This window comes from Burkholderia sp. 572 (genome assembly GCF_040545135.1).
Lineage (GTDB): Bacteria > Pseudomonadota > Gammaproteobacteria > Burkholderiales > Burkholderiaceae > Burkholderia > Burkholderia cepacia.
The window spans coordinates 146,748-168,406 of record NZ_JBEPLH010000009.1 but is presented as its reverse complement, the minus strand read 5'-3'; the positions used below and the strand labels follow the sequence as shown (position 1 = coordinate 168,406).

Sequence of the window (21,659 nt, the reverse complement as noted above, 5' to 3'; positions counted from 1 at the left end):
AATGAACTGTACGGACGGTTGTCCAGTACAGTTTGTCGAAATTGTATTGAGCTGTAGCTTACGCGCTTTTCACGGGCGGCGGATCATCGGTGATCCACTTTCCCCGTTCAGGATTTCCCGTGCAAAAGACGACCAACGGATGGCTCAGCGGCCTGCTGGGCGTGATCATCTTCAGTGGCTCGCTGCCCGCGACGCGTATCGCGGTGCAGGGGCTCGACCCGTTGTTCCTCACGTTCGCGCGCGCGACGATCGCCGGCGCGCTCGGCCTGCTGCTGCTCGTCGTGCTGAAGCAGCGGCGGCCGACGCGAGCCGAGGCCGTGTCGCTGGCCATTGTCGCGCTCGGGGTCGTCGTCGGTTTTCCGTTGCTGACGGCGCTCGCGCTGAAGCATGTGACGTCCGCGCACGCGATCGTGTTCGTCGGGCTGCTGCCGCTCGCGACCGCGCTGTTCGGCGTGTGGCGCGGCGGCGAGCGGCCGCGGCTGCCGTTCTGGATCTTCTCGATCGTCGGCAGCGGTGCGGTGGCTGCGTTTGCGTTGCGCAACGGCGGCCAGGCGTCGGTGGTCGGCGATGCGCTGATGCTGGCCTCGATCGTCGCATGCGGGCTGGGCTACGCGGAAGGCGCGCGCCTGTCGCGCCAGCTCGGCGGGTGGCAGGTGATCTCGTGGGCGCTCGTGCTGTCGCTGCCGCTGATGCTGCCGCTCACGTGGCTCACCTCGCCCGCGTCGTTCGACGGCGTCGATGCCGCCGCGCTGTGGGGGCTCGCGTACGTGTCGCTGTTCAGCATGCTGATCGGTTTCGTGTTCTGGTATCGCGGGCTCGCGCTCGGCGGGATCGCGAGCGTCGGCCAGTTGCAGCTGCTGCAGCCGTTCTTCGGCCTGCTGCTGGCGGCCGGGCTGCTGCACGAGACGGTACCGCCGTCGATGGTCGTCGTGACGGTCGTCGTGGTCGGCTGCGTGGCGGGCGCGAAATACTTCTCGAAAGTGGCACCCGTGCGGCGCGCGGGCTGACGCGCGCGCGTGGTGGAGGGAACGGGCGCGACCCGCCGCAGGTCGCGCCCGTTCGCGCTCAATCGTCCGGGGTGCATACGCGCAAGCGGTGGCCGTCCGGGTCGAGCGCGACGAACGTCAGGCCGAACACGGCCGTCATCGGCGCCTGCTCGAACGTCACGCCGAGCGCCTTCCACGCTTCGTACAGGCGCCGCACCTCGTGGTCGTCGTCGACCCTAACGGATCGTGTGGCCGTTCGCGCTCGGCTATTTCAATGACGTGCGCATCCTGGCGGCGTGGTGCGAAGGCCGGAACGATTTCCGGCATTTCCGGACGGATCGCATCGTCGCGCTCGAACGGCTGGACATGCGCTATCCGCGGCGGCGCGCGGCGTTGCTGAAGGCGTGGCGTGCGGCGGGCGCCGACGTGCGCGTGACGGTGAGGTGAGGGGGCGAGATGCGCAGGCCGCGCACCCCGTTCCGTCGTGCCGGCCTTACTCGAACGTTTCGAGGGCGAGCAATTCGTCGATCGTCTGCCGGCGGCGGATCAGCCGCGGCGTGCCGCGATCGACGAGCACTTCCGGCGCGAGCGGCCGGCTGTTGTAGTTCGAGGACATCGACGCGCCGTACGCGCCCGCGTCGTGCAGGAACAGCAGGTCGCCGATCTGCGGCTGCGCGAGCTTGCGGTGCGTGACCACGCCGCCCGCGTCCTGCGTGAACACGTCGCCCGACTCGCACAGCGGCCCCGCGATCGCGAGGTCGACCAGCGGCCGTCCGGCCGGCAGCGCGCCGTCGTGCGCGTGCACCGACACCGCGTGGTAGCTGCCGTACATCGACGGGCGCATCAGGTCGTTGAAGCCCGCGTCGATCAGCACGAAATCGTGCTTCGGCCGGCGGTTGACGGCCTGCACTTCGGTGACGAGCGTGCCGGCTTCGGCGACGAGGAAGCGGCCCGGTTCGATCTCGATGCGCACCGGGTGGCCGAGATGCCGTTCGATCCGCTTGCGCGCGGCGTCCCACTGGCTGAAGTAGTGCCCGACGTCGACGCGCGGCTCGCCGTCGCGATACGGGATCGACAGGCCGCCGCCGGCCGAGATCGCGTCGATGTCATGGCCGAGCGACGTGACGAGGTCGACCATCGCATCGCATACCTGCGACAGGTGGCCGTAGTCGACGCCCGACCCGATATGCATGTGGATGCCGACCAGCTTCAGCCCGTACTGGCGCACGATCTCGATCGCGCGCGGCACGTCGTCGATCCAGATGCCGTGCTTGCTCTGCGGGCCGCCGGTGTTGGTCTTGTTGCTGTGGCCGTGGCCGAAACCGGGGTTGACGCGCAGCCACACGCGGTGGCCGGGCGCATGCTCGCCGATGCGCGCGAGCATGTCGAGCGAACCGGCGTTGACGGTCACGCCGTGCTTCAGCACCGCCGCGAGCGTCGGGCGGTCGATCAGGTCGGCCGTGAACACGACGCCTTCCGGCTCGCCGGCCGGGCTGAACCCGGCCGCGAGGCTGCGCTCGATCTCGCCGAGCGACACGGCATCGACGCACGCGCCTTCCTCGCGCATCAGCTTCAGGATATGGACGTTCGAGTTGGCCTTCTGCGCATAGCGGATCACGTCGAACTGACGCAGTTGGGCGATGCGGTCGCGGATGACGTCGGCGTCGTACACCCACAGCGGGGTGCCGTATTGCTGCGCGAGCGTCGCGAGCTGGCGGGAATCGAGGGACATGGCGGATGAATCGGGTCGAATGAACGGATAACGTGAATGATGCGCCTGTTTATCTATGCAGTAAAATGCCTATTTATCGAAATTCGATTCATATTTGATATAGAAGATCATGCTCACGCACCGCCATATCGAGGTCTTTCGCGCGCTGATGGTCACCGGCAGCACGACGCGCGCGGCCGAGATGCTCTATACGTCGCAACCGACGATCAGCCGCGAGCTCGCGCGCATGGAGCAGGTCGTCGGCTTCGCGCTGTTCGAGCGCGCGCACGGCCGGTTGCGGCCGACGATGGCCGCGCTCACGCTGTTCGACGACGTGCGGCTCGCGTATGTGGGGCTTGAACGCGTCGCGGCCACGGCCGCGCGCCTGCGCGAGTTTCGCGACGGTCAACTGTCGGTGATCGCGCTGCCGGCGTTCTCGCACGCGATCCTCCCCGGCGCGGCGCGCCGGTTTCGCGACGCCCATGCGGGCGTCAGCCTGTCGGTCGAAACGCAGGAATCGCCGATGCTCGAAGAGTGGCTGACCGCGCAGCGTTACGACCTCGGGCTGACCGAGCACGACGTCGCGCCGGCCGGCACCGTGCTCACGCCGTTGCTCGAAGTCGACGAAGTATGCGTGCTGCCCGACGGCCATCCGCTGCTCGCGCAGGATGCGATCGATCTGCCGGATCTCGCCGATCGCCCGTTCGTGAGCCTGTCGCTGAACGATCCGTATCGCATCCTGATCGACGAGGCGTTTGCGCAGCTCGGCGTGGCGCCGCGCTCGGTCGTCGACACGCCGTCGGCCGTGTCGGTGTGCGCGTTCGTGCGGCAGGGGCTCGGCGTCGCGATCGTCAATCCGCTGACCGCGCTCGATTTCGTCGGGCGCGATCTGCACGTGCGGCCGCTCACACGGTCGTTTCCGTACCGCGTCAGCGTGATCGTGCCCGAGCACCGGCCGAAAAACCTGCTCGTCGACGCGTTCACCGATGCGCTGCGCGGCGAGGCGAAGGCGATCCGCCGCCGGTTGGCCGCGGTCCTCGGCTGACGCGGCCGTATGATGGGCGTTTCGCCGCCAACGCCGTTTTTTCGTCTTTTCCGGAACCGCTCATGACCACCGATGTTTCCGCTTTCCTCGAGCAACCGATTCTCACCGGCGAACGCGTCGAACTGCGGCCGCTCGAACGATCCGATCGGCAGGCGCTGCTGGACGCTGCCGCGGACGGCCTGTTGTGGAACCTGAAGGTCACGGTCGTGCCGGGTCCGGACACGATCGACGCCTACATCGACACGGCATTGCAGGGGCGTTCGGCCGGCACCGTGATGCCGTTCACGATCGTCGATCGCGCGTCCGGCCGTGCGATCGGCAGCACGCGTTTCTGGAAGATCGATCGCAAGAACCGCAAGCTCGAGATCGGCCATACGTGGCTGAGCGAATCGGCGCAGCGCACGCGTGCGAACACCGAAGCGAAATCGTTGCTGCTGGGTTATGCGTTCGACGTGCTGCAATGCGTGCGCGTGCAGTTCACGACCGACGAGCTGAACGAGAAATCGCGCGCGGCGATCCTGCGGCTCGGTGCGAAGCAGGAAGGCATCGTGCGGCACGAACGGATCATGCCGGATGGCCGCAAGCGCAATTCGGTACGCTTCAGCATCATCGACGACGAATGGCCGGAGGTGAGGGCGCGGTTGATGGCGAAGCTCGCGACATAACCTGTCACGTAAGACGCCTGGCGTGCGTCGCGTCGCCGGAGGGGGGCGACGCGACGACAGGGGAAGAACCCGTGCGCCGCGCACGGCGCGCGGCGCGGCGGCGCGTTACTGCGCCGATGCGAGGTGGTGGCGCTCCGCGAGCTTCTGCGCGTCGGCGTAATGCTTCTGCAGGATCGGCAGCGACTGGCGTGCGACTTCCTTCAGCTTCGTGTCGCGGCCCGATGCGATTTCGGCCTGGAAGGCCGAGATGGCCTTCTGCTGGCCGGCGAGCGCGACCTGCTCGATGTACGCCTTGTCGAACTCGGCGCCGCGCAGGGTCTTGATGCTGTTCAGCACGGCCGTGTCGGGGTCGTTGGCGGGCACGTCGACGCCGCGCGGGCTGGCTGCGCGCATCGCCTGGATGATCTTTTCATCGTCGGCCGACACGCGTTGCGCGAACGCCTTGACCTGGCTGTCCGACGTGCGCGAATCGGCGATGCGCGCCGCGTCGTGCTGCGTCGACACCGTTTTCGTGCCGTCGGTGATGAATGCCTGGTCGGCTTCGTGGATGCGCGTCGCAGCGGCGGCCGGTGCGGCCGGTGCAGCCGGTGCCGGTTGTGCGGTTTGCGCGGTCGCCGTCACGGCGACGAGAAGCAGGCCAGCGGCAGACAAAGCAAGGCGCGAGACGTGGGGAAAGCGGTTCATGGGGACCTCCTTTCAATCGGGGCTCTGGTTGAAAAACGGATCGGGTGATCCGTTGCTGTGCGAGAGACCGGGCGCGCCCGGGCCGGATTCGACCGCCGCTCTGCCGCGGCGCCGGTCGAAGTGTTTCCCGGCCCGACTGATTCTAGGAGGGCGATCCGGTAGCAGGTGCAACCGCGCTGTGGTTTGTGTAACGGTTGGTAAGACGAATCGATGAGCATGCGTGTCGGCAGGTATTGCGTACCTGTCGCGTGCGTGGCGGCGGCAATTTTTGCGCGCATGCGGCGTGCGGGATGCACGTGGGTGTCATCTGGCAGTCATCGTCACGCCGCGGTGACGTGCGCGTCGAGCGTCGACGCTGGCCGGCTCGCGATGCGCGCGAACGCGTCACACGCGGTCGAGCAATGCGTCGAGACGCGGCAGCAACGGCGTCGCGCAATGTGCCTGCAACGCGTCCGGCGCGGTGTAGCCCCACGCGACCCCCTGGAATGCGATGCGCGCGCGTCGTGCCGCGTCGGCGTCGCGGATTTCATCGCCCACGTACAGCACTTCGTCGTTGCGCAGGCCGGCTTCGTGAACGAGTGCGCGCAGGCGACGTGCCTTGCCGAACAGCGGAATGCCGCACGCGAAATGTTCGACGCGGCTGCTGGCGTGCGGGCCGAGCCGGTCGCGCACGATCTCCTCGGTGTTCGACGTGGCGATCGCGATGCGGATGCCGCGCGCGGCGAGCGCGTCGAACGTTTCGCCGACGCCGGGGAACAACGCCACTTGCGCGACGCGCGGCCGCATCAGGCGACGCATGTCGATCGTCACGCGCGGCACTTTCCACATCGGCACGTCGAGCGCGCGAATGATGTCGCGCGCCGACATCCCGCGCAGTGCCGGGCGCAGCTCGGGCGTGGCGTCGCGAAAGCCGTGCATGCGCGACGCTTCCGACAGCGCCGCGAGAAAACTGTCGAGCGAATCGGCGAGCGTGCCGTCGAAGTCGAATGCGATGAGGCGGTAGGGCATGAAGCAGCGTGGCGGGTTATCGGGCAGACGACATTGTCACCGAATCGGGGCCCGTCGCCCGCACGGTCGGTTGCGCCCGCGGCGAAACGAGAGGGTCGAGCCGCTGCTTCGCGTCGTCCGGATGATCGGTGCTGTCCCTTGTCCCTCGCCGCGCTGCGCGGTATCGTCGACGCTTCGCTTTCCACCACCCCGACCGGAGACCGACGTGCCTGCTGCCACCCCCGCCACGCTGAGATTTTCCACCGACAAACGCGAACTCGACGTCGACGCGATCTTCGACTTCCTGCATCGCGACGCGTACTGGTCGCAGGGTATTCCGCGCGACGTGGTGGAGAAGGCGATCGAGGGTTCCCTGTGCTTCGGCGCGTATATCGGCGACCGGCTCGTCGGCTTCGCGCGCCTTGTGACCGATCACGCGACGTTCGCGTACCTGTGCGACGTGTTCGTGTTGCCGGCCGAACGCGGCAACGGCTACGGCCGCGCGCTGATCGACCACGTGTTCGCGCAGGAGATGGTGCAGGGCCTGCGCCGCATCATGCTCGTGACGTCCGATGCGCACGAGCTGTACCGGCCGGTCGGCTTCGGGCCGTGCGCGAACCCCGAGCGGGTGATGGAGATCCGCCGCCCGGACATCTACGCGAAACGCTGACGCGCGGCGCAGCGCATACAATACGCGCTTTCCGTTTTTGCCGAAGAGAAACCCATCATGACCGAACAGGAAGCCGAACAGCTCGCGACGCATCGCCATTACAAGGGCGGGCTGTATCGCTACATCGGCGTTGCCCGCCATTCCGAAACCGAGGAATCGGTGGTCGTGTACGAACACCTGTGGCCGCATGCGCGCGGGTTGTGGGTGCGGCCGGAAGCGATGTTCAACGGGAACCTCGAAGACGGCACGCCGCGTTTCCGCAAGCTGCGCGACTGATCCTCGGCCGGCCGCGTAAGCCGGCCTTGCGGGCCGGCTGCGCGAGCCGAATGTCGAGCCGAATGTGCGGGTATCAGTCGCCGGCCAGCGCCCTCACCAGTTCCGGCGGTGCGTGCCGGGTCGTGACTTCCGGCGTGCCGTGCCATGCCGCGAGTTTCTTCACCGCCTTCGCGACATCGGCGGCGAGCCCCGTGCCGAACCGCACGCCCGGCTCGACATGCACGGCCTTCAGTTCGAACGTGCGGAGCGTGCGATGCGCCTTCGCGTCGACGCGCCCGACCAGCCGGCCGCGATGCAGCACCGGCAGGCAGAAATAGCCATAACGCCGCTTGTGCTCGGGCGTATAGCATTCGATCGTGTAATCGAAACCGAATAGCGTCGATGCACGCCGCCGGTCCCATACGACCGGGTCGAACGGCGACAGCAGCGTCGTGACCGTCGAGCGCAGCGTGTCGGCCTCGGCGGCCGGCAGCAACGCTTCGAGCGAGCGATGCACGTAGGCCGGCTCCTTCCAGTCGTCGATCGCCACCGGGATCAGGTCGCCCGCGTCGGCGAGCTGCTCGAGCTCCGCGCGGTACGAGCGGCGCGGCAGCCGGTAGTAGTCGGCCACCCAGTCCGCGCGCACGACGCCGAGTGCACGGCACGTGTAGTCGAGCAGCGCGGGCAGCACGGCTTCGCGCGGCGGCAGGTCGCGCGTGTCGTCCCAGTCGGGCAGCACGCGCTCGCGCACGTCGTACACGCGCTGGAAATTGCGGCGTTCCGACACCATCAGGTCGCCCGTCGTGAACAGCACTTCCAGGTGGCGCTTCTCGGGCTTGCGATCCCACCAGCCGTTGCCCTTCACGCCATCCTCGCGGACGAAATCCGCCGACTTCACCGGGCCTTCTTCGCGAATCCGCGCGAGCAGCCGCTCGATCTCGGGACGATTCTGTTCATGCCATTCGGCCGCATATTTCCAGCCCATCCCCGACGGATCGAGCATCTTGTAGCGCATCAGGCCGAACTGCTCGACCGGCAGGAAGCACGCTTCGTGCGACCAGTATTCGAACAGGCGCGCCTCAGCGAGATGCTCGTCGAGCCACTGCGGCGAGAAATCGCCGAGACGGCTGAACAGCACGAGATACGGGCTGCGCGCGACGACGTGGATGGTGTCGATCTGCAACTGCGCCATCCGGCGGATCGTGTCGAGCACGTCGGCTTTGGTCGCCTTGCGGCGGGGCGGTGTCAGCAGGCCCTGCGCGGCGAGATGCAGGGCGCGGGCGGCGGCGGGCGAGAGCGTAAGCATCGGAGGGGCGGCCGGGAGTGATGGTCGGGAACCACTTTAGCGCGAAAGCGGCGCGCGCGTGCGACGTGCCGATGCAACGTGTCTGACAATGGTTGACAGATACGTTTCGCAAGTTTCCCTATAGTGCAGTCCATGGCGCGACGAAATGTGCGCGCAACGATTCCGCTTCCGACGCACATATGTCCATGGCACGCAGGAAGCGAATCCGGGATTCTCAACCCCCATCGGGAGACCCGGAGCCCTGAGCGGACATCCATGCGGCTGTGCACCGGCCCCGTGTGGATGTCCGCTGATTTTTTTGTTTTTTCCGGTTTTCGTCCGTTGCCGCGCAGGTCATGCCGCGGCGCTCGTCTCTCCGGGCCGCAGCGCGCGGGACAGGTCGTAGTGCTTCGCCGCGCCGTAACGCGGCGAGCCGAAGTGCCAGTCGTAGTTGCCGCGAATATACGAGTGGGCCTCGTCGAGCAGGCGCAGCGACGCGCGATCGTCGGTGCGCGTACGCACCTTTTTTTCCAGATCGAGATAGCGCGCGAGATAGCCGTTGTGGATGTCCGCCGCCGCGTCGAGCGCGGCTTGCGGCGCGAGCCCGTGTTCGTGCATCAGGACGCAGACGAGATTGCTGCTCGATTCGCCCGCCTCCTTCGGATACGAAAAGATGTCGTTGCACAGGCAGAGGATCAGGCCGGACAGCTTGCGCAGGCGCTCGACTTCTTCGTCGGCGTAGAACGCGGCGGGCGCTTCGTAGCCCCCGGCGATGTCGATCAGCGCGAACGCGCCTTCGCCGCATCCGTTGTAGGTGCGACCGGAGAGATACTCGGCCTCGCCGGGCACGACGTCGGTCGCGAACCGGCCGGCTTCCCACAGCGTCGAGAACAGGAACGTCATCATCCCTGCCACCCAGCGTGCGTACTGCACGCGCGTGGACGCGGCCGCGATGCGCGCGCACACGTCCTGCGTCGCCCGTTGCAGGGCGGGCAGGAACGCGGCCATGTGCGGCAGGCGCGCCGCCAGCGCGGCGCGCAGCGGCGCTGGATCGCGGCCGGTCGGATCGGCGATCATTTCGTACAGCCACAGGTAGAGTGCACCGAGGTCGCCCGGAGCGCGCGCGACGCCGTGCAGGCTGCACAGGCCGTCGTCGATCGCGAAGATCCAGCCGTACGCGCGGGTCGTCGTGCACAGGCCGTCGAAGGTTGCGTGCGCATAGACGCGGGAGCAGTATTCGCCGATCTTGCCGTGACGGATGCCGTTGGCCCAGCGCGGATCGTCGAGCAAGCCATGGCCGTTCATCCACGCGAGCAGGTCGGCTTCGGCGCGGTCGGCGTCGGGATGCACGGGCGTGTCGAACGGGTGGAACAGGTGCGGAAGCACGAGTGCGGGCGCGGCGGCTTCGGCGGCAACGGTTTCGACGGTGGACATGGCGTACCTCGCGGATGGCGGGTGGCAACAGGTGTCGTGAAGGCAGTCCGGCCTACTTGCCGAACCGGCGCGCGCGCTTGCCGTACGCATCGATGGCCTGTTCGAAATCGTCGCGTCCGAAATCGGGCCAGCACGTCGGCGTGAAATAGAACTCGGAGAAAGCGGTTTGCCACAGCATGAAATTCGACAGGCGCTGCTCGCCCGACGTGCGGATCACGAGGTCCGGCTCCGGCTGGCCGGCCGTGTAGAGCCGGCTCGCGATCAACTCCGGGCTGAGCTGCGCGAGCAACTGATCGACGGTGCCGGCCGCGACGTGTTCCGCGATCAGCGAGCGGACGGCGTGCAGCAGGTCGAGGCGGCCGCTGTAGGCGACGGCGATGTTCACGTCGAGTCCGTGCGCGTGGGCCGTGCGTTGCTGCGCGGCGCCGATGCGGTCGGCCGTGGCGGGCGGCAACTGCGTCAGGTCGCCGATCACGTGGAGCCGCCAGCGGCCGCTGGCGGCGAGCTCGTCGAAGACGTCGGCGATCACCGCGAGCAGGCCGCGCAATTCCGCGGCGTCGCGCTGGAGATTTTCGGTGGACAGCGGCCACAGTGTCACGAACGGGATCCCGGCCTCTTCGCACCACGACAGCAGCGCATGCACGTTGCGCCCGCCGGCCCGATAGCCGTCGGCGGCCGGCAGGCCGAGGCGGTCCGCCCAGCGCCGGTTGCCGTCGAGAATGACGGCGAGATGCGTGGGCAATGGCGGCCGGGCCGTATCCGATACGGCGGGCGAGTCGATGGCGAATGTTTCCGGCGCGCGCAGAATCAGCTCTTGAGTCATGGAGACTCCTTCGAGGCGAGGAAGCGATCGAAACGTGAAACAGCGGGTGGGATCGTCGTGGCGACTGCTGCAATCCGGCGTGGAGATCATGTTCGCGCCAATGCGAGCGATCATTATTGATCAATGAATTTCGGATTTTCAAGTCATTCGTATGCACGATATCGGGGCGCGCCGATGCAAGCGACCGCGCCGGCATTACGCGGCGCCGGCAGATCCCGGGCGCGACGATAGGCAGTCGATTTTCGGCGCGATGCCATTTCGACGCACGGATTCAACGAGCGCTTTTCGTGTGTTTCGCACGATTGAATAAATCGTGGAATTGGAAAATAAAAGCGATGCAATACGCGGGCGCTCGATTGCGGCGGAAACGATTCCGCCGCGTCGGCCGTCGGTTGCTTATTGCCGCTTGCCGCGCGCGACTTCGTCGCCGGCGCCGGGCGGCAGCCGCCGCGTGATCGGAATCGATGCGAACGAGCACAGCCCGACCACGACGAACGCGGGCCAGAAATCCGACCACACCATCTTCTGATGACCCTGCAGCCAGTGCGAAACGTGCAGCACGAGGCCGGCCACCGTCACGCCGAGACCGAGCGACATCTGCTGCACGACGCTGCCGAGGCTGGTCGCGCGGCCCGCGTCGCGCGGCGAGATGTCCGCATAGATCATCGAGTTCAGGCTCGTGAACTGCAGCGCGGGGAAGATGCCGCCGACGAGCACGATCAGCCAGATCGCCCAGGTCGCCATGCCGGGATGGAACACGCCGTACGCGGCGATCGCGAGCCCCGCGAATGCCGCGTTGTAGATCAGTACCGTGCGGAAGCCGAAGCGGCGCAGCGTGTGGGTGGCCGTCGAGCGGCTCATCGCGCCGCCGAACGCGGACGCGCACGTGATGAGCCCCGAATGGAACGCGCTCATGCCGAGCCCTTCCTGCAGCGCGAGCGGCAGCAGGAACGGCACCGCGCCGAGGCCGATGCGGAACAGCGACCCGCCGACGACGCTCGCGTGATACGTCGGGATCTTGAGGAAGCTGAGGTCGAGCACCGGGCGTTCCTTGCGGCGCGCGTACGGCACGTAGAGCGCGAGCAGGACGGTGCCGGTCACGCACATGGCGAGGGCGTTCGAGCGTGACGTGAGTGCACCGTCGATCAGCGTGAGGCCCATCAGCAGCAGTGCGGCGCCGCTGGCCGACAGCAGGAATCCGAACCAGTCGAGCGGGCCCGGGTCGGGCTCGTGCGTGTTCGCGATGTGCTTGCTCGCGAGGTAGATCCCGTAGATGCCGATCGGCACGTTGATGAAGAAGATCATCCGCCAGTGCAGGTAGGTCGTGATGAAGCCGCCGACGAGCGGCCCGACCGTGGGCCCGAACAGCGCGGGAATCGCGAGGTAGTTCATCGCGCGCACGAGATCCGAGCGCGGCACGGCGCGGAAAATGATGATGCGGCCGACGGGCACCATCATCGCGCCGCCGACGCCCTGGATGAAGCGCGCGAACGTGAGCACGCCGAGGGAATTGGATGCCGCGCACATCAGCGAGCCGACGACGAAGATGCCGATCGCGGTGCGGAACACGGAGCGCGCGCTGAAGCGGTCGGCCAGCCAGCCGCAGATCGGAATGAACACGCCGAGCCCGACCACGTAGGCCGTGATCGCGATGTTCAACGTGACGGGGTTGTGCCCGAAGTCCCTCGCCATCGCGGGCAGGGCGGTGACGATGATGTTCGCGTCGACGCTTTCCATGAACAACGCACAGGCAACGATGAGCGGTGCTAGAAAGACGGGCGACATGGGCTGGGCGCGCGGTAAAGACGCCATTATGCCCACAATGTGACCATTGAGTCACGTATGACAACAGATGTTCCGCATAGTGCAACAGTCGTTCTTTTAGCGGGCGGCGCGGAAAGAACGACTGCGCAAACGCCGAGCATGCCTGCGCGAGCCGCGCGAATCGAAACTTGCTTGATGTGCACGTTTCGTGCGACAGTCAGGCCCACTCGCAACACAAAACGACGCGCATCGATCGAGGGCCATCGAGACGAGCGCGCGCGCGAACGAGACCTCGTGCCGACCCACTCACCATCGAAAGGAGGGGACACGTCATGACGTCACGTCGTGCCGCATCGATTGCATCTCGCATCTCAACGCGCATCCCAACCCGCGTCTCAACCCGCTTTCCGCTTCATCGCTCACCGCCGCTCGGGCGCCCCGCGCCGCGTCTTCGCTGGGCCGCCGCACTAGCCGTCGCGTATCTCGCCGTTGCCGGCTGCGCCGCGCAGGCCGACAACGCGAACCGGGCCGCCGCGCAGGCGGTCGATCAGTCGGCGGCGCCCGCGACGGCCGCGGTTGCCGGCCCCGCGTCGGGCACGCTGCTGCCGCCGCCGAGCCAGCTCTACGGCGACCTGTTCGTCGCGGTGCAGACCGCGCAGATCTATTCCGACCAGAAGACCTTCGTCGACGCGACGCCCGACAGCGATCCCGCGACGATCGTGCAGTTGTATCAGCAACAGAAATCGCAGCCGGGCTTCTCGCTGAAGGCGTTCGTCGGCCAGCATTTCACGCCGCCCCCGGAAGGCGGCGTCACGCCGCCGCCGAACCAGACGCTGCGCCAGCACATCGACTGGCTGTGGCCGCAGCTCACGCGCACGAGCACGACGGTGCCGCCCTACAGTTCGCTGATTCCGCTGCCGAAGCCGTATGTCGTGCCGGGCGGCCGCTTCCGCGAAGGCTACTACTGGGATACCTATTTCACGATGCTCGGGCTGCAGGTGTCGGGCCGCGAGGATCTCGTCGACGACATGCTCGACAACTTCGCCCATCTGATCGACACGATCGGGCACATCCCGAACGGCAACCGCACGTACTACGCGAGCCGCTCGCAGCCGCCGTTCTTCGCCTATATGGTCACGCTTGCCGCACAGGCCGAAGGCGACAAGGTCTACCAGAAATATCTGCCGGAACTGCGCAAGGAGTACGCGTACTGGATGCAGGGCGAAACCACGACGCCGCGCGGGCAGGCCGCGCGCAATGTGGTCGCGATGCCCGACGGCGCGGTGCTGAACCGCTACTGGGATGCGAGCGATACGCCGCGCGACGAGTCGTATCTCGAGGACGTGACGACCGCGAAGTCGGCGCCGGGGCGTCCGGCGAACGAGGTGTACCGCGACCTGCGCGCGGGCGCCGAAAGCGGCTGGGACTACAGCTCGCGCTGGTTCGGCGACGGCAAGACGCTCGCGACGATCCGCACGACGTCGATCGTGCCGGTCGACCTGAACAGCCTGATGTTCCATCTCGAGACGACGATCGTGAAGGGCTGCGCGCTTACGCGCGACGTGGCCTGCGTGACCGATTTTTCCGGGCGCGCGGCGCGGCGTGCGGCCGCGATCAACCGCTATCTGTGGAACCGTCGCGGCTACTACGGCGACTACGACTGGCAGTTGCGCAAGCCGCGCGACGCCGTGACGGCCGCCGCGCTGTATCCGTTGTTCGCGGGCGTTGCGTGGCCCGAGCGCGCGAAGGCGACCGCGCGCGAGGTGCGCAAGACGCTGCTGCAGCCGGGCGGCCTCGCGACGACCACCGAGAACACGGGGCAGCAGTGGGACGCGCCGAACGGCTGGGCGCCGTTGCAGTGGATCGCGATCGACGGGCTGCGGCGCTACGGCGAACCGGCGCTCGCGAAGGACATCGGCACGCGTTTCCTGTCCGACGTGAAGCACGTGTATGCGACCGAAGGCAAGCTCGTCGAGAAATACGTGGTCGAAGGCGCCGGCACGGGCGGCGGCGGGGGCGGCGAATATCCGCTGCAGGACGGCTTCGGCTGGACCAACGGCGTCACGCTGAAACTGCTCGGGCTGTACGGCGAGTGACGCGCGGCACGGGCCGCGCGCTTGCCCCGCGAGAGAACGCACGGGCCGGACTGTCGCGTGAGCGGCCGTCCGGCCCGTGTCTGCATCCGGCGTGCGTCAGAACACGATCGTCGTGCGCACGCCGACCACCGTTTCGTCCCCGATGCGCGCACCGGCCGCGTTCGGGTTCGGGATGCCGCCGCCCGGACGGAAGAAGTGCTGCAGGTCGGCCTGCAATTGCCACCACGGCGTGACCTGGTACTGGTAGGTCGCCTCGACGACCGTTTCCGCGCGGCGTACCGGATAGCCGGGTGTCGTGTATGCGCCGGTGTCGCCGTCGAGGCCGCGCGCATGCGAGCCGATCTTCGTGTAGCCGACCGCGAGACCCGCGACGTCGTTGTCGCGCCCCTTGAACGGCGCCTTCAGCGTCACGCCTGCATTGGCGGCGAAATCGACGGTATTGCGATCGCCCGGCGCGCCCATCACGCGCGCGAACACGCCCACCGAGCGCGGGCTGTCCGGCGACGGCCGCCACACCATCTGGTCCGCGACCGCATAAAAACTGTAGTTGCCGCGATGCGTGGCCGGCATGCCGTTGCTCGCCGGATTCGCGAGCGACAGGCCGTCGGTGCCGTAGCGCGGATCGTTCGCATGCTGCGACTGATACCAGAAGCCGAGCTTGTACGTGCCCGGCAGGCCGGCCGGCTGCGGCGCCTTCGGATCGGCGGGCGGCGCGTTCAGCGCATACTGGACTTCGCCGATCACGAACGCGCCGCTGCGCAGGTTGAAGTTGGTGCCGTGCGCGTTCAGTACCTGCGCATCGCCGTCGGTGCGGCCGGCCGGGTTGCCGTCGAACACGCCGACCATCGCGGTCCACGCATCGGCGGGCTTCACGCGCAGCCGCACGCCGAGCGACGACATCGGATACGCGGGGCCGCCGGCCGGCAGATCGGTCGACGGCAGCACGGGCCAGCCGAACGTGGCGTTCATGAAGGCCGACGCGTTCTGGCTCACCATGAATTCCTGGTCGACGCTCTGCTGGCCGACCTTCACGTCGACCTTGTCGTCGAGCAGCGACTGCTGGTACCAGAGCTCCCACAGGCGCGTGGTCGAATTCGCCTCGATGCCGGTCGCGGTCTGCAGCGTCTGCAGATAGCGCTGCGTGAGGTTGGTGCCGTGAATCTGCAGCGCCGACACGTTGAACGTGCCGCCCGGCAGGCCGATCGCCTTACCGGTGTCGACGTCGAAGCCGAACTGCGTGAGCCCCTGGTAGGCGCCGCCGCGACCCGTGCCGCCCGACGTGTTGTACAGGTACTCGCTGGTCTCCTGCAGGTTCAGCGTGATGCCGTGATCGCCCAGCACGTCGCGCAGGCCGCTCATGTTGCCGAGCAGGTTCGAGCGCTCCCGGAAGCTGGTGGGCGCGGCTGCCTGTTGTGCGGGAGCGGCGGCGTCGCCGGCGCCGGCCGCCGGTTCGGCCGAGGCGGGCAGCGACGATTGCGCGAACGCGGGCGCGGCGGCGAGCGACAGCAGCAGCGCGGCGAGCGCATCGAGGCGGAGCATGCGCGGGACGGGTTCGAGGTAGTTCTTCATGTGGGTTCCGTCGGTGGTTTGATTAGTTTGGCTGAAGAAACGAAAACGTGGTGCGGAGAGCTTTACGCGGCGGTACATGGCACATGCCACCGCCGCGCGGGGCGGGGCTTACGGCAGCCAGCCGCCGATACGCCACACCTGCGCGAAGCCGAGGCGCGGCGCGGCCGAGCACAGCAGCGCGACGAGCGCGACCGCGGCCGCCATCACGGCGAACAGCAGGCAGTCGAGCGGGCGGGGCGCTGCCGGCACGTGGGCGAGCGCCGAGCTGCGCCAGTTGCCGAGCGCATGGGCGAGCGGCGAGAGGCCGGAAACGAACGAGCGGTCGCATGCGACATGCACGATGCGCTTGAGCCTGACCGCGAGCGATTGAAGAAACATGACGCTGCCTCCGTCCGGTCCGGCGAAGGCCGGACGACGTGATCGAGCGCGGGCGCGTGACGCGGCCTGCGATCGGAGGGTGGAACGTAACGGAGCGTGCAACGGACGAACCGGCGATGGCCGGCCCGGAAGGAAGCGCGCTAACCCGACGAATGCGAGCTAGCGGCGTAAGACATGCGTCTGGCTGCTATCTCGCGATGGCTTGGCCGGCCTGGACCGGCGTCGAACTGCAACTAGAGCATGTGTCCACGGAGGGACTCCTGTGATGAATTGCGGCGGATTGTATTCGCGTCGTTTGCTGCAGTGCAAGTAAAAAACGCATGAAAGGCGCCGTGTGTGGCGGATGCATCGCCGTGGAGCGCGAGGGTGCGAGGCCGCCACGACGAGGCGACGGCCGGGTGCCGCGCCGTTGTTCGCACACATCGGATGGTGACCGTGACATGACGCGCTGAAAGGTTTCGGCACGTCGTTTCAAGGGCAATTCTTTCAGTGCCGCGAAGGCGGAAATTTATTTCGGGAAATGGGGTTTGGCGGGGTTGACTTCACTTTCGGGCCGTCCATAGAATCCGGCATCTTCACTCTTGGGGCCGCCGCCTTGGACGCCTGCAGTAGTCGATCTTCGAACGAAATTTCCGCCTGAGCGACCGACGTCCGCGCCTCATCGAAGCCGCCGTTTGTCCCCCGGGCAAACGGTGCGCGCAGCAGTATTCCGCAGCAAATTCCTACGTGCACCCTGATTCGCGCCGGTTAGCGTGATGCGTTTTCGCATGCGCCGTCCGGTTTCACCGCCGCCCGGCAGGCGGCCGCGTTCGCGCACGCCTTTCCCCGGCGCGCGAATGCCGGCCCGCACGCCTGACGGCGGTCAACCGTGTTCTCCGGAACACCGCACAGGAGCCGCCATGAACGACAGTGACAGTTGTCCCTTACGCCCGTTGCACGCACAGACCCTTTTGAACCCGGGTCGCAGGGACAATCCGGCCGACTAGCCTGACACGCCGTTCAGGCGCCGGACTGGCCCCGCGCCCACCACGCGGCCGGCACGCTCGCCGTCGCCGCACGGAGCCAGACCATGAACTTCGGCCTTCTGCTGTCGAATCTCCCGCACGTCACGGAATCGCGCAACCACTACGACGCGATGCTGATGCTCGACGCCCGTCCGCGAGTGTTCTCCCGCCTGTTGAACCGGCTGAAATCGCTGATCCGCTGAAAGAAGCGCCGAGCGCGCCTCGGCATGCGCACGCGCGGCCGCCATCGGGCGGTCGCCCCGCGCGCATCCCAAGGTCGCACGCTCACCAGATAACCATTAGCCGTACGGAACACATCATGTCCACGCCATCCAACGTTTCTCCACCGATCGCCGTCGAACGCGCCGCCGTGCTCGACGAGGCCCACCTTGGCGACATCCGCGGTGCGCTCGGTACGATCGCGCATCACGACACCGGCACGCGCGGCTCGTGGTGGGCGCGCCTGCGCACGCTGCTCGCGATCATCGGCCCGGGCCTCATCGTGATGGTGGGCGACAACGACGCCGGCGCATTCGGTACCTACACGCAGGCCGGCCAGAACTACGGCACGACGCTGCTGTGGACGCTGCTGCTGCTCGTGCCCGTGCTGTACGTGAACCAGGAAATGGTGCTGCGCCTCGGCGCGGTGACGGGTGTCGGCCACGCACGGCTGATCTTCGAGCGCTTCGGCAAGTTCTGGGGCGCGTTCAGCGTGATCGACCTGTTCCTGCTCAATGCGCTCACCATCGTCACCGAGTTCATCGGCATCACGTTCGTGCTGGATTTCTTCGGGCTACCGAAGGTCGCGGGCGTGTGCGTGGCCGCGGCGCTGACCATGGCCGCGGTGAGTACCGGGGATTTCAGGCGATTCGAGCGGTTCGCGATCGGGCTGTGCGTGCTGAGCCTGCTGCTCGTGCCGGTGCTCGTGTCGATCCATCCGCCCGTCGCGCAGATGACGCGCGATTTCTTCGTGCCGAACTGGCCCGCGCACGCGAAGCTGTCGGACGTGATGCTGCTCGTGATCGGCATCGTCGGCACGACCGTCGCGCCGTGGCAGCTGTTCTTCCAGCAGAGCTATGTGATCGACAAGCGCATCACGCCGCGCTTCATGAAGTATGAAAAGGCCGACCTGTGGATCGGCATCGCGTTCGTGCTGATCGGTGCGGTCGCCATGATCGGTTTCAGCGCCGCGCTGTTCAACGGGCATCCGGAAGCCGGCAACTTCGCCGACGCGGGCGGCATCATCGCGGGCCTCGAGAAGTATGCCGGCCGCACGAGCGCAACGCTGTTCGCGGTGGCGCTGCTCGACGCGTGCATCATCGGCGCGGCGGCCGTGTCGCTGTCAACGGCCTATGCGATCGGCGACGTGTTCAAGATCCGCCACTCGCTGCACCGCGGCGTGTCCGATGCGAAGGGGTTCTATCTCGTGTATTTCGGCATCGTCGCGGCCGCGGCCACGTTGGTGCTGATTCCGGGCAGCCCGCTCGGCCTGCTGACCGAAGCGGTGCAGACGCTCGCGGGCGTGCTGCTGCCGAGCGCGACGGTGTTCCTGCTGGTGCTGTGCAACGACCGCCAGGTGCTCGGCCCGTGGGTCAACTCGACGAAGCTCAACGTGTTCACCGGTGCGGTGATCTGGGTGCTCGTGCTGCTGTCGATCATCCTCACCGCGTCGGTGATGTATCCGGATATCAGCGGCGAAGCGATCGTCGACGTGCTGGTCGGCGGCACCGTGCTCGCGATCACGGGCTATATCGTGACGGTATTGATCCGTCGCAACAAGCGCGTGATCGAACCGGCCATCGATCGCACGTTGCGCGACACGTGGCGCATGCCGCCGCTCGATACGCTCGAGCCGCAGAACATGACGCTGGCGACGCGAATCTGGATGGCCGTGCTGCGCGGCTATCTCGTGATCGCGGTCGGTCTCGTGATCGTCAAGGTGGTGCAGATGACGCTGCTGAAGTAACGCAGGCCGTCTGCCAGGAAGCGGCGCCGCGCCGCAGCCCGCACATGCCGGCCTCCGTGGCCGGCATGTGCGTTTACGCGCTTGCTTGCGGCACGTCGCACGCGCTGCGCGACGGTCAGATCAATTCGAGCTTCGACGTCAGGTACGTGAGCTGGATCCGGTTCGCGACGCCGAAGCGCTTGCGCAGCTTGCGCAGGTGATAGTCGACGTTGTGCGCGCTGGTGTCGAGGCGCCGGCCGATCTCCTTGTCGGATGCGCCTTCGGCGATGCCGAGCAGCAGTTCCTGCTCGAACGGCGTGAGCCCGTTCACCGCGCGCTCGCGCGAGGTCGAGATCAACTGCGGCGACGCGAACTTGTGTACCGACAGCCCGATCGACAGCGCCTGCTCGATCGTCGCCGGCGTGATCCATTCGCGCGTGCGGCGCGGCGCGGTGAAGCTCATGAACGCATGCAGCCGCGTGCCGGGCACGGCCATCGAATACATGATGCCGCTGCACATCCCGTCGTCCTGCATCGTCTGCAGGAAGCCGTCGAGCGCGGCCGGCGTCGCGCGCGGGCCGGCGTCGCGCTCGCGGTGTTCGCGGCGCAACTGCTGCAGGTCCCACACGATCGGCATGTTGCACACGCGTGCGCCGAGCGTGCGCGGATCGACGTCGTGATGGTGGTGGCGCACGTAGTCGCCGCGGTAGGTGGACGGCGTGAATGCTTCGTGCAGGTAGAGACTTTCGACCCGCTCGTGCGCGAATTCGAGCGCGAAGTACGCGAACGTCGAGAAACCCGTCAGGTGCAGCAGGCTTGCGACGATCCGGCTGCGCTCGGCCGTGCTCTGCGCGTGCGCGAGCGTATCGGCCACGCCGAGTTTCGGCGCGTGCGGCTGCGTGACGTCGCCGCGCTTCACGTCGTCGCACCAGACGACCTGTACGGAGCGCTCCCGCAGCGCGTCGGGGCACGCGCTGGGCCCGTGCGACGGGCGGGGAAAGGTTGAGGCGACCGCTTCTTCATGCAATGCAATGTCGGACATGTGCCATCCCTCGGAATCGACGCATCTCGCCTGACGGCGGCCGTATCGTGTACGGCCGTCGCGGCGGTGCGATCGAGCATCGGTGTGATATGCGCGGATCGTCATCCATGACGCAGCGCGGGGGCATTGTACAAAAACGCTTGTGTACGCGTAATATGCCGTAATACTAATGGCGGCGGAAGATTCCTATTCGCACGCAAATAACGAAGACCAGAAAATCCATCGAGACAAGACCAGATCGTGACGGGGCGCAGGTTCACATATTGGGAAAGGGCGGGCTCCTCATGACATACGCTGACGGCGCACCACGCGTCGAATGGTTTTCGCAGGCCGATATCGCAACGGCCGCGGCTTATTCGAATGAATATCAGGCAATCGGGAACGACGTTTTTACCGGCGCGCAAATCGAATTCGGTAAAACCGACCCGGCTTTGGTCGATTTCGCGCAGTGCCATGCGCGCTTGCGGCAAATCGGTTTCAGTACGCTCGGTTACGGCGCTTTCGAAATGATCGGGCGGCGCATCCTGTGCGCGCACCTGCTTCGCGACCTCGCTCCCGCGACGTTCATGCAGCCGTTTTTCGAGGGCATGCTCTACGAGAGCGACCCGCGGTTCGCGCAGGTGCGGCAGAGCGGCTTTCCGGTCGCGTGGCAGCTCGACGAGATCGAGGCGGCCGCGCAGGGCAGCGGCGACCGCAAGATGCTGGCGCTCGCCGGCCATCTGCGTGCGCACGCGATGAACAGCGGCGTACTGTTCGGCCTGTCGGCGCCGCGCCTCGACCTGCGTGTCGCGGTGAACGTGACGTCGGAGACGCACGGCACCGAATGGATCGACGATCGCGTGATCGGCGGCGCGCTGTCGGTCAGCCTCGCGGTGCATCGTGTCGCGCTGCCGTTCCTCGAGGCACGCATCGCGCGCATGCGCGGCTTCGCGCTCGGCGACGAGCAACTACAGGTGCTCGACCGCCTCGTGCACGGTCTGTCCGACCAGGAGATCGCGAGTGCGCTGCGCACGTCGCTGCACAAGGTCGGCCACCATATCCGCTCGCTCGAAAAACTCTTCAACGTGCAGAACCGCGCGCAGCTCGCCTACCTGGCGGCCCGCCGGCTGCCGTCCTGACCCCGCGCATCCGCCGCGTTCGTCCCCGTTTTTACCCCGCGATCGATGACCGTCGGGCCGGCCCGTGCGTGGCCGGCCCGACGGGCTGCTGCGGCCGCGCGCGCCGGCGTGCCGCGCACACGATGCTTGACAGCGGTTTTTTCGAGTGATTGGCGAGTTCACCTATGAATTATTGCTGATTTATTTCTTCGTAATATG

General features: G+C 67.0%; 21 protein-coding genes. 10 read left to right on the top strand and 11 right to left on the bottom strand.

Annotation, left to right across the window (positions count from 1 at the left end):
• Positions 1–119 precede the first annotated feature (119 nt).
• Positions 120–1,007, top strand: a complete 888-nt coding sequence (locus ABIC51_RS18815) for a DMT family transporter (protein ID WP_027789544.1) — start codon at positions 120–122, stop codon at positions 1,005–1,007.
• A gap of 58 nt (positions 1,008–1,065) precedes the next feature.
• Here the strand turns inward: ABIC51_RS18815 and ABIC51_RS18810 are convergent, their stop codons facing one another.
• A complete protein-coding gene (locus ABIC51_RS18810; protein ID WP_226128018.1) occupies positions 1,066–1,203 on the bottom strand; it encodes a VOC family protein in 138 nt (45 codons plus the stop codon).
• Between the two features lie 29 nt (positions 1,204–1,232).
• Here ABIC51_RS18810 and ABIC51_RS18805 point away from each other — a divergent pair, with 29 nt between their 5' ends.
• Complete coding sequence (locus ABIC51_RS18805; RefSeq protein ID WP_027789543.1) at positions 1,233–1,433, top strand: WYL domain-containing protein; 201 nt, start codon at positions 1,233–1,235, stop codon at positions 1,431–1,433.
• A 46-nt stretch (positions 1,434–1,479) separates the two neighbouring features.
• Here the strand turns inward: ABIC51_RS18805 and lysA are convergent, their stop codons facing one another.
• Positions 1,480–2,718: a diaminopimelate decarboxylase gene (lysA, locus tag ABIC51_RS18800; RefSeq protein WP_027789542.1), complete on the bottom strand. Its 1,239-nt coding sequence runs from the start codon at positions 2,716–2,718 to the stop codon at positions 1,480–1,482.
• Positions 2,719–2,827: 109 nt separating this feature from the next.
• Between lysA and ABIC51_RS18795 the strand changes: the two genes are divergently transcribed.
• The gene (locus tag ABIC51_RS18795; protein ID WP_027789541.1) at positions 2,828–3,742 is read left to right on the top strand and encodes a LysR family transcriptional regulator; all 915 of its coding nucleotides are present in this window, start codon (positions 2,828–2,830) and stop codon (positions 3,740–3,742) included.
• A 62-nt stretch (positions 3,743–3,804) separates the two neighbouring features.
• Complete coding sequence (locus tag ABIC51_RS18790; protein ID WP_354006583.1) at positions 3,805–4,407, top strand: GNAT family N-acetyltransferase; 603 nt, start codon at positions 3,805–3,807, stop codon at positions 4,405–4,407.
• A 105-nt stretch (positions 4,408–4,512) separates the two neighbouring features.
• Here ABIC51_RS18790 and ABIC51_RS18785 read toward each other — a convergent pair whose 3' ends face one another.
• Both ABIC51_RS18785 and ABIC51_RS18780 read right to left on the bottom strand, forming a co-directional pair.
• Positions 4,513–5,091: a DUF4142 domain-containing protein gene (locus tag ABIC51_RS18785; protein WP_027789539.1), complete on the bottom strand. Its 579-nt coding sequence runs from the start codon at positions 5,089–5,091 to the stop codon at positions 4,513–4,515.
• 384 nt (positions 5,092–5,475) lie between these two features.
• Positions 5,476–6,099: an HAD hydrolase-like protein gene (locus ABIC51_RS18780; protein WP_059587015.1), complete on the bottom strand. Its 624-nt coding sequence runs from the start codon at positions 6,097–6,099 to the stop codon at positions 5,476–5,478.
• A 205-nt stretch (positions 6,100–6,304) separates the two neighbouring features.
• On the opposite strand from ABIC51_RS18780, the gene ABIC51_RS18775 reads away from it, so the two are divergent.
• Both ABIC51_RS18775 and ABIC51_RS18770 read left to right on the top strand, forming a co-directional pair.
• Complete coding sequence (locus ABIC51_RS18775) at positions 6,305–6,748, top strand: GNAT family N-acetyltransferase (RefSeq protein WP_027789537.1); 444 nt, start codon at positions 6,305–6,307, stop codon at positions 6,746–6,748.
• Positions 6,749–6,805: 57 nt separating this feature from the next.
• Positions 6,806–7,024 carry a DUF1653 domain-containing protein gene (locus tag ABIC51_RS18770; RefSeq protein WP_006480837.1) on the top strand — a complete coding sequence of 73 codons (219 nt, stop codon included), beginning with the start codon at positions 6,806–6,808 and terminating at the stop codon, positions 7,022–7,024.
• Positions 7,025–7,097: 73 nt separating this feature from the next.
• On the opposite strand, the gene ABIC51_RS18765 is transcribed toward ABIC51_RS18770, so the two are convergent.
• The 4 genes from ABIC51_RS18765 to ABIC51_RS18750 form a co-directional block, all read right to left on the bottom strand.
• On the bottom strand, positions 7,098–8,309 hold the full coding sequence (locus ABIC51_RS18765) for a winged helix-turn-helix domain-containing protein (protein WP_175861248.1): 1,212 nt from the start codon (positions 8,307–8,309) through the stop codon (positions 7,098–7,100).
• Between the two features lie 333 nt (positions 8,310–8,642).
• The gene (locus tag ABIC51_RS18760; protein ID WP_027789534.1) at positions 8,643–9,722 is read right to left on the bottom strand and encodes a terpene synthase family protein; all 1,080 of its coding nucleotides are present in this window, start codon (positions 9,720–9,722) and stop codon (positions 8,643–8,645) included.
• A 52-nt stretch (positions 9,723–9,774) separates the two neighbouring features.
• The gene (uppS, locus tag ABIC51_RS18755; RefSeq protein WP_027789533.1) at positions 9,775–10,545 is read right to left on the bottom strand and encodes a polyprenyl diphosphate synthase; all 771 of its coding nucleotides are present in this window, start codon (positions 10,543–10,545) and stop codon (positions 9,775–9,777) included.
• A gap of 396 nt (positions 10,546–10,941) precedes the next feature.
• On the bottom strand, positions 10,942–12,330 hold the full coding sequence (locus ABIC51_RS18750; RefSeq protein WP_027789532.1) for an MFS transporter: 1,389 nt from the start codon (positions 12,328–12,330) through the stop codon (positions 10,942–10,944).
• 311 nt (positions 12,331–12,641) lie between these two features.
• On the opposite strand from ABIC51_RS18750, the gene treA reads away from it, so the two are divergent.
• Entirely contained in the window at positions 12,642–14,405 is a 1,764-nt protein-coding gene (gene treA, locus ABIC51_RS18745) for an alpha,alpha-trehalase TreA (RefSeq protein WP_027789531.1), read from the top strand.
• A gap of 96 nt (positions 14,406–14,501) precedes the next feature.
• Here treA and ABIC51_RS18740 read toward each other — a convergent pair whose 3' ends face one another.
• Entirely contained in the window at positions 14,502–15,974 is a 1,473-nt protein-coding gene (locus ABIC51_RS18740) for a carbohydrate porin (protein WP_175897629.1), read from the bottom strand.
• Between the two features lie 108 nt (positions 15,975–16,082).
• Positions 16,083–16,352: a hypothetical protein gene (locus ABIC51_RS18735; protein WP_027789529.1), complete on the bottom strand. Its 270-nt coding sequence runs from the start codon at positions 16,350–16,352 to the stop codon at positions 16,083–16,085.
• A gap of 1,069 nt (positions 16,353–17,421) precedes the next feature.
• Here ABIC51_RS18735 and ABIC51_RS18730 point away from each other — a divergent pair.
• Together ABIC51_RS18730 and ABIC51_RS18725 are read left to right on the top strand one after the other, a co-directional pair.
• Entirely contained in the window at positions 17,422–17,559 is a 138-nt protein-coding gene (locus ABIC51_RS18730; RefSeq protein WP_162923104.1) for a hypothetical protein, read from the top strand.
• Positions 17,560–17,675: 116 nt separating this feature from the next.
• The gene (locus ABIC51_RS18725) at positions 17,676–19,322 is read left to right on the top strand and encodes an NRAMP family divalent metal transporter (protein ID WP_175854366.1); all 1,647 of its coding nucleotides are present in this window, start codon (positions 17,676–17,678) and stop codon (positions 19,320–19,322) included.
• A gap of 115 nt (positions 19,323–19,437) precedes the next feature.
• Here ABIC51_RS18725 and ABIC51_RS18720 read toward each other — a convergent pair whose 3' ends face one another.
• Entirely contained in the window at positions 19,438–20,343 is a 906-nt protein-coding gene (locus tag ABIC51_RS18720; protein ID WP_175854368.1) for a helix-turn-helix transcriptional regulator, read from the bottom strand.
• 284 nt (positions 20,344–20,627) lie between these two features.
• Between ABIC51_RS18720 and ABIC51_RS18715 the strand changes: the two genes are divergently transcribed.
• Positions 20,628–21,461: a helix-turn-helix transcriptional regulator gene (locus ABIC51_RS18715; RefSeq protein WP_059698639.1), complete on the top strand. Its 834-nt coding sequence runs from the start codon at positions 20,628–20,630 to the stop codon at positions 21,459–21,461.
• Positions 21,462–21,659: the final 198 nt, after the last annotated feature.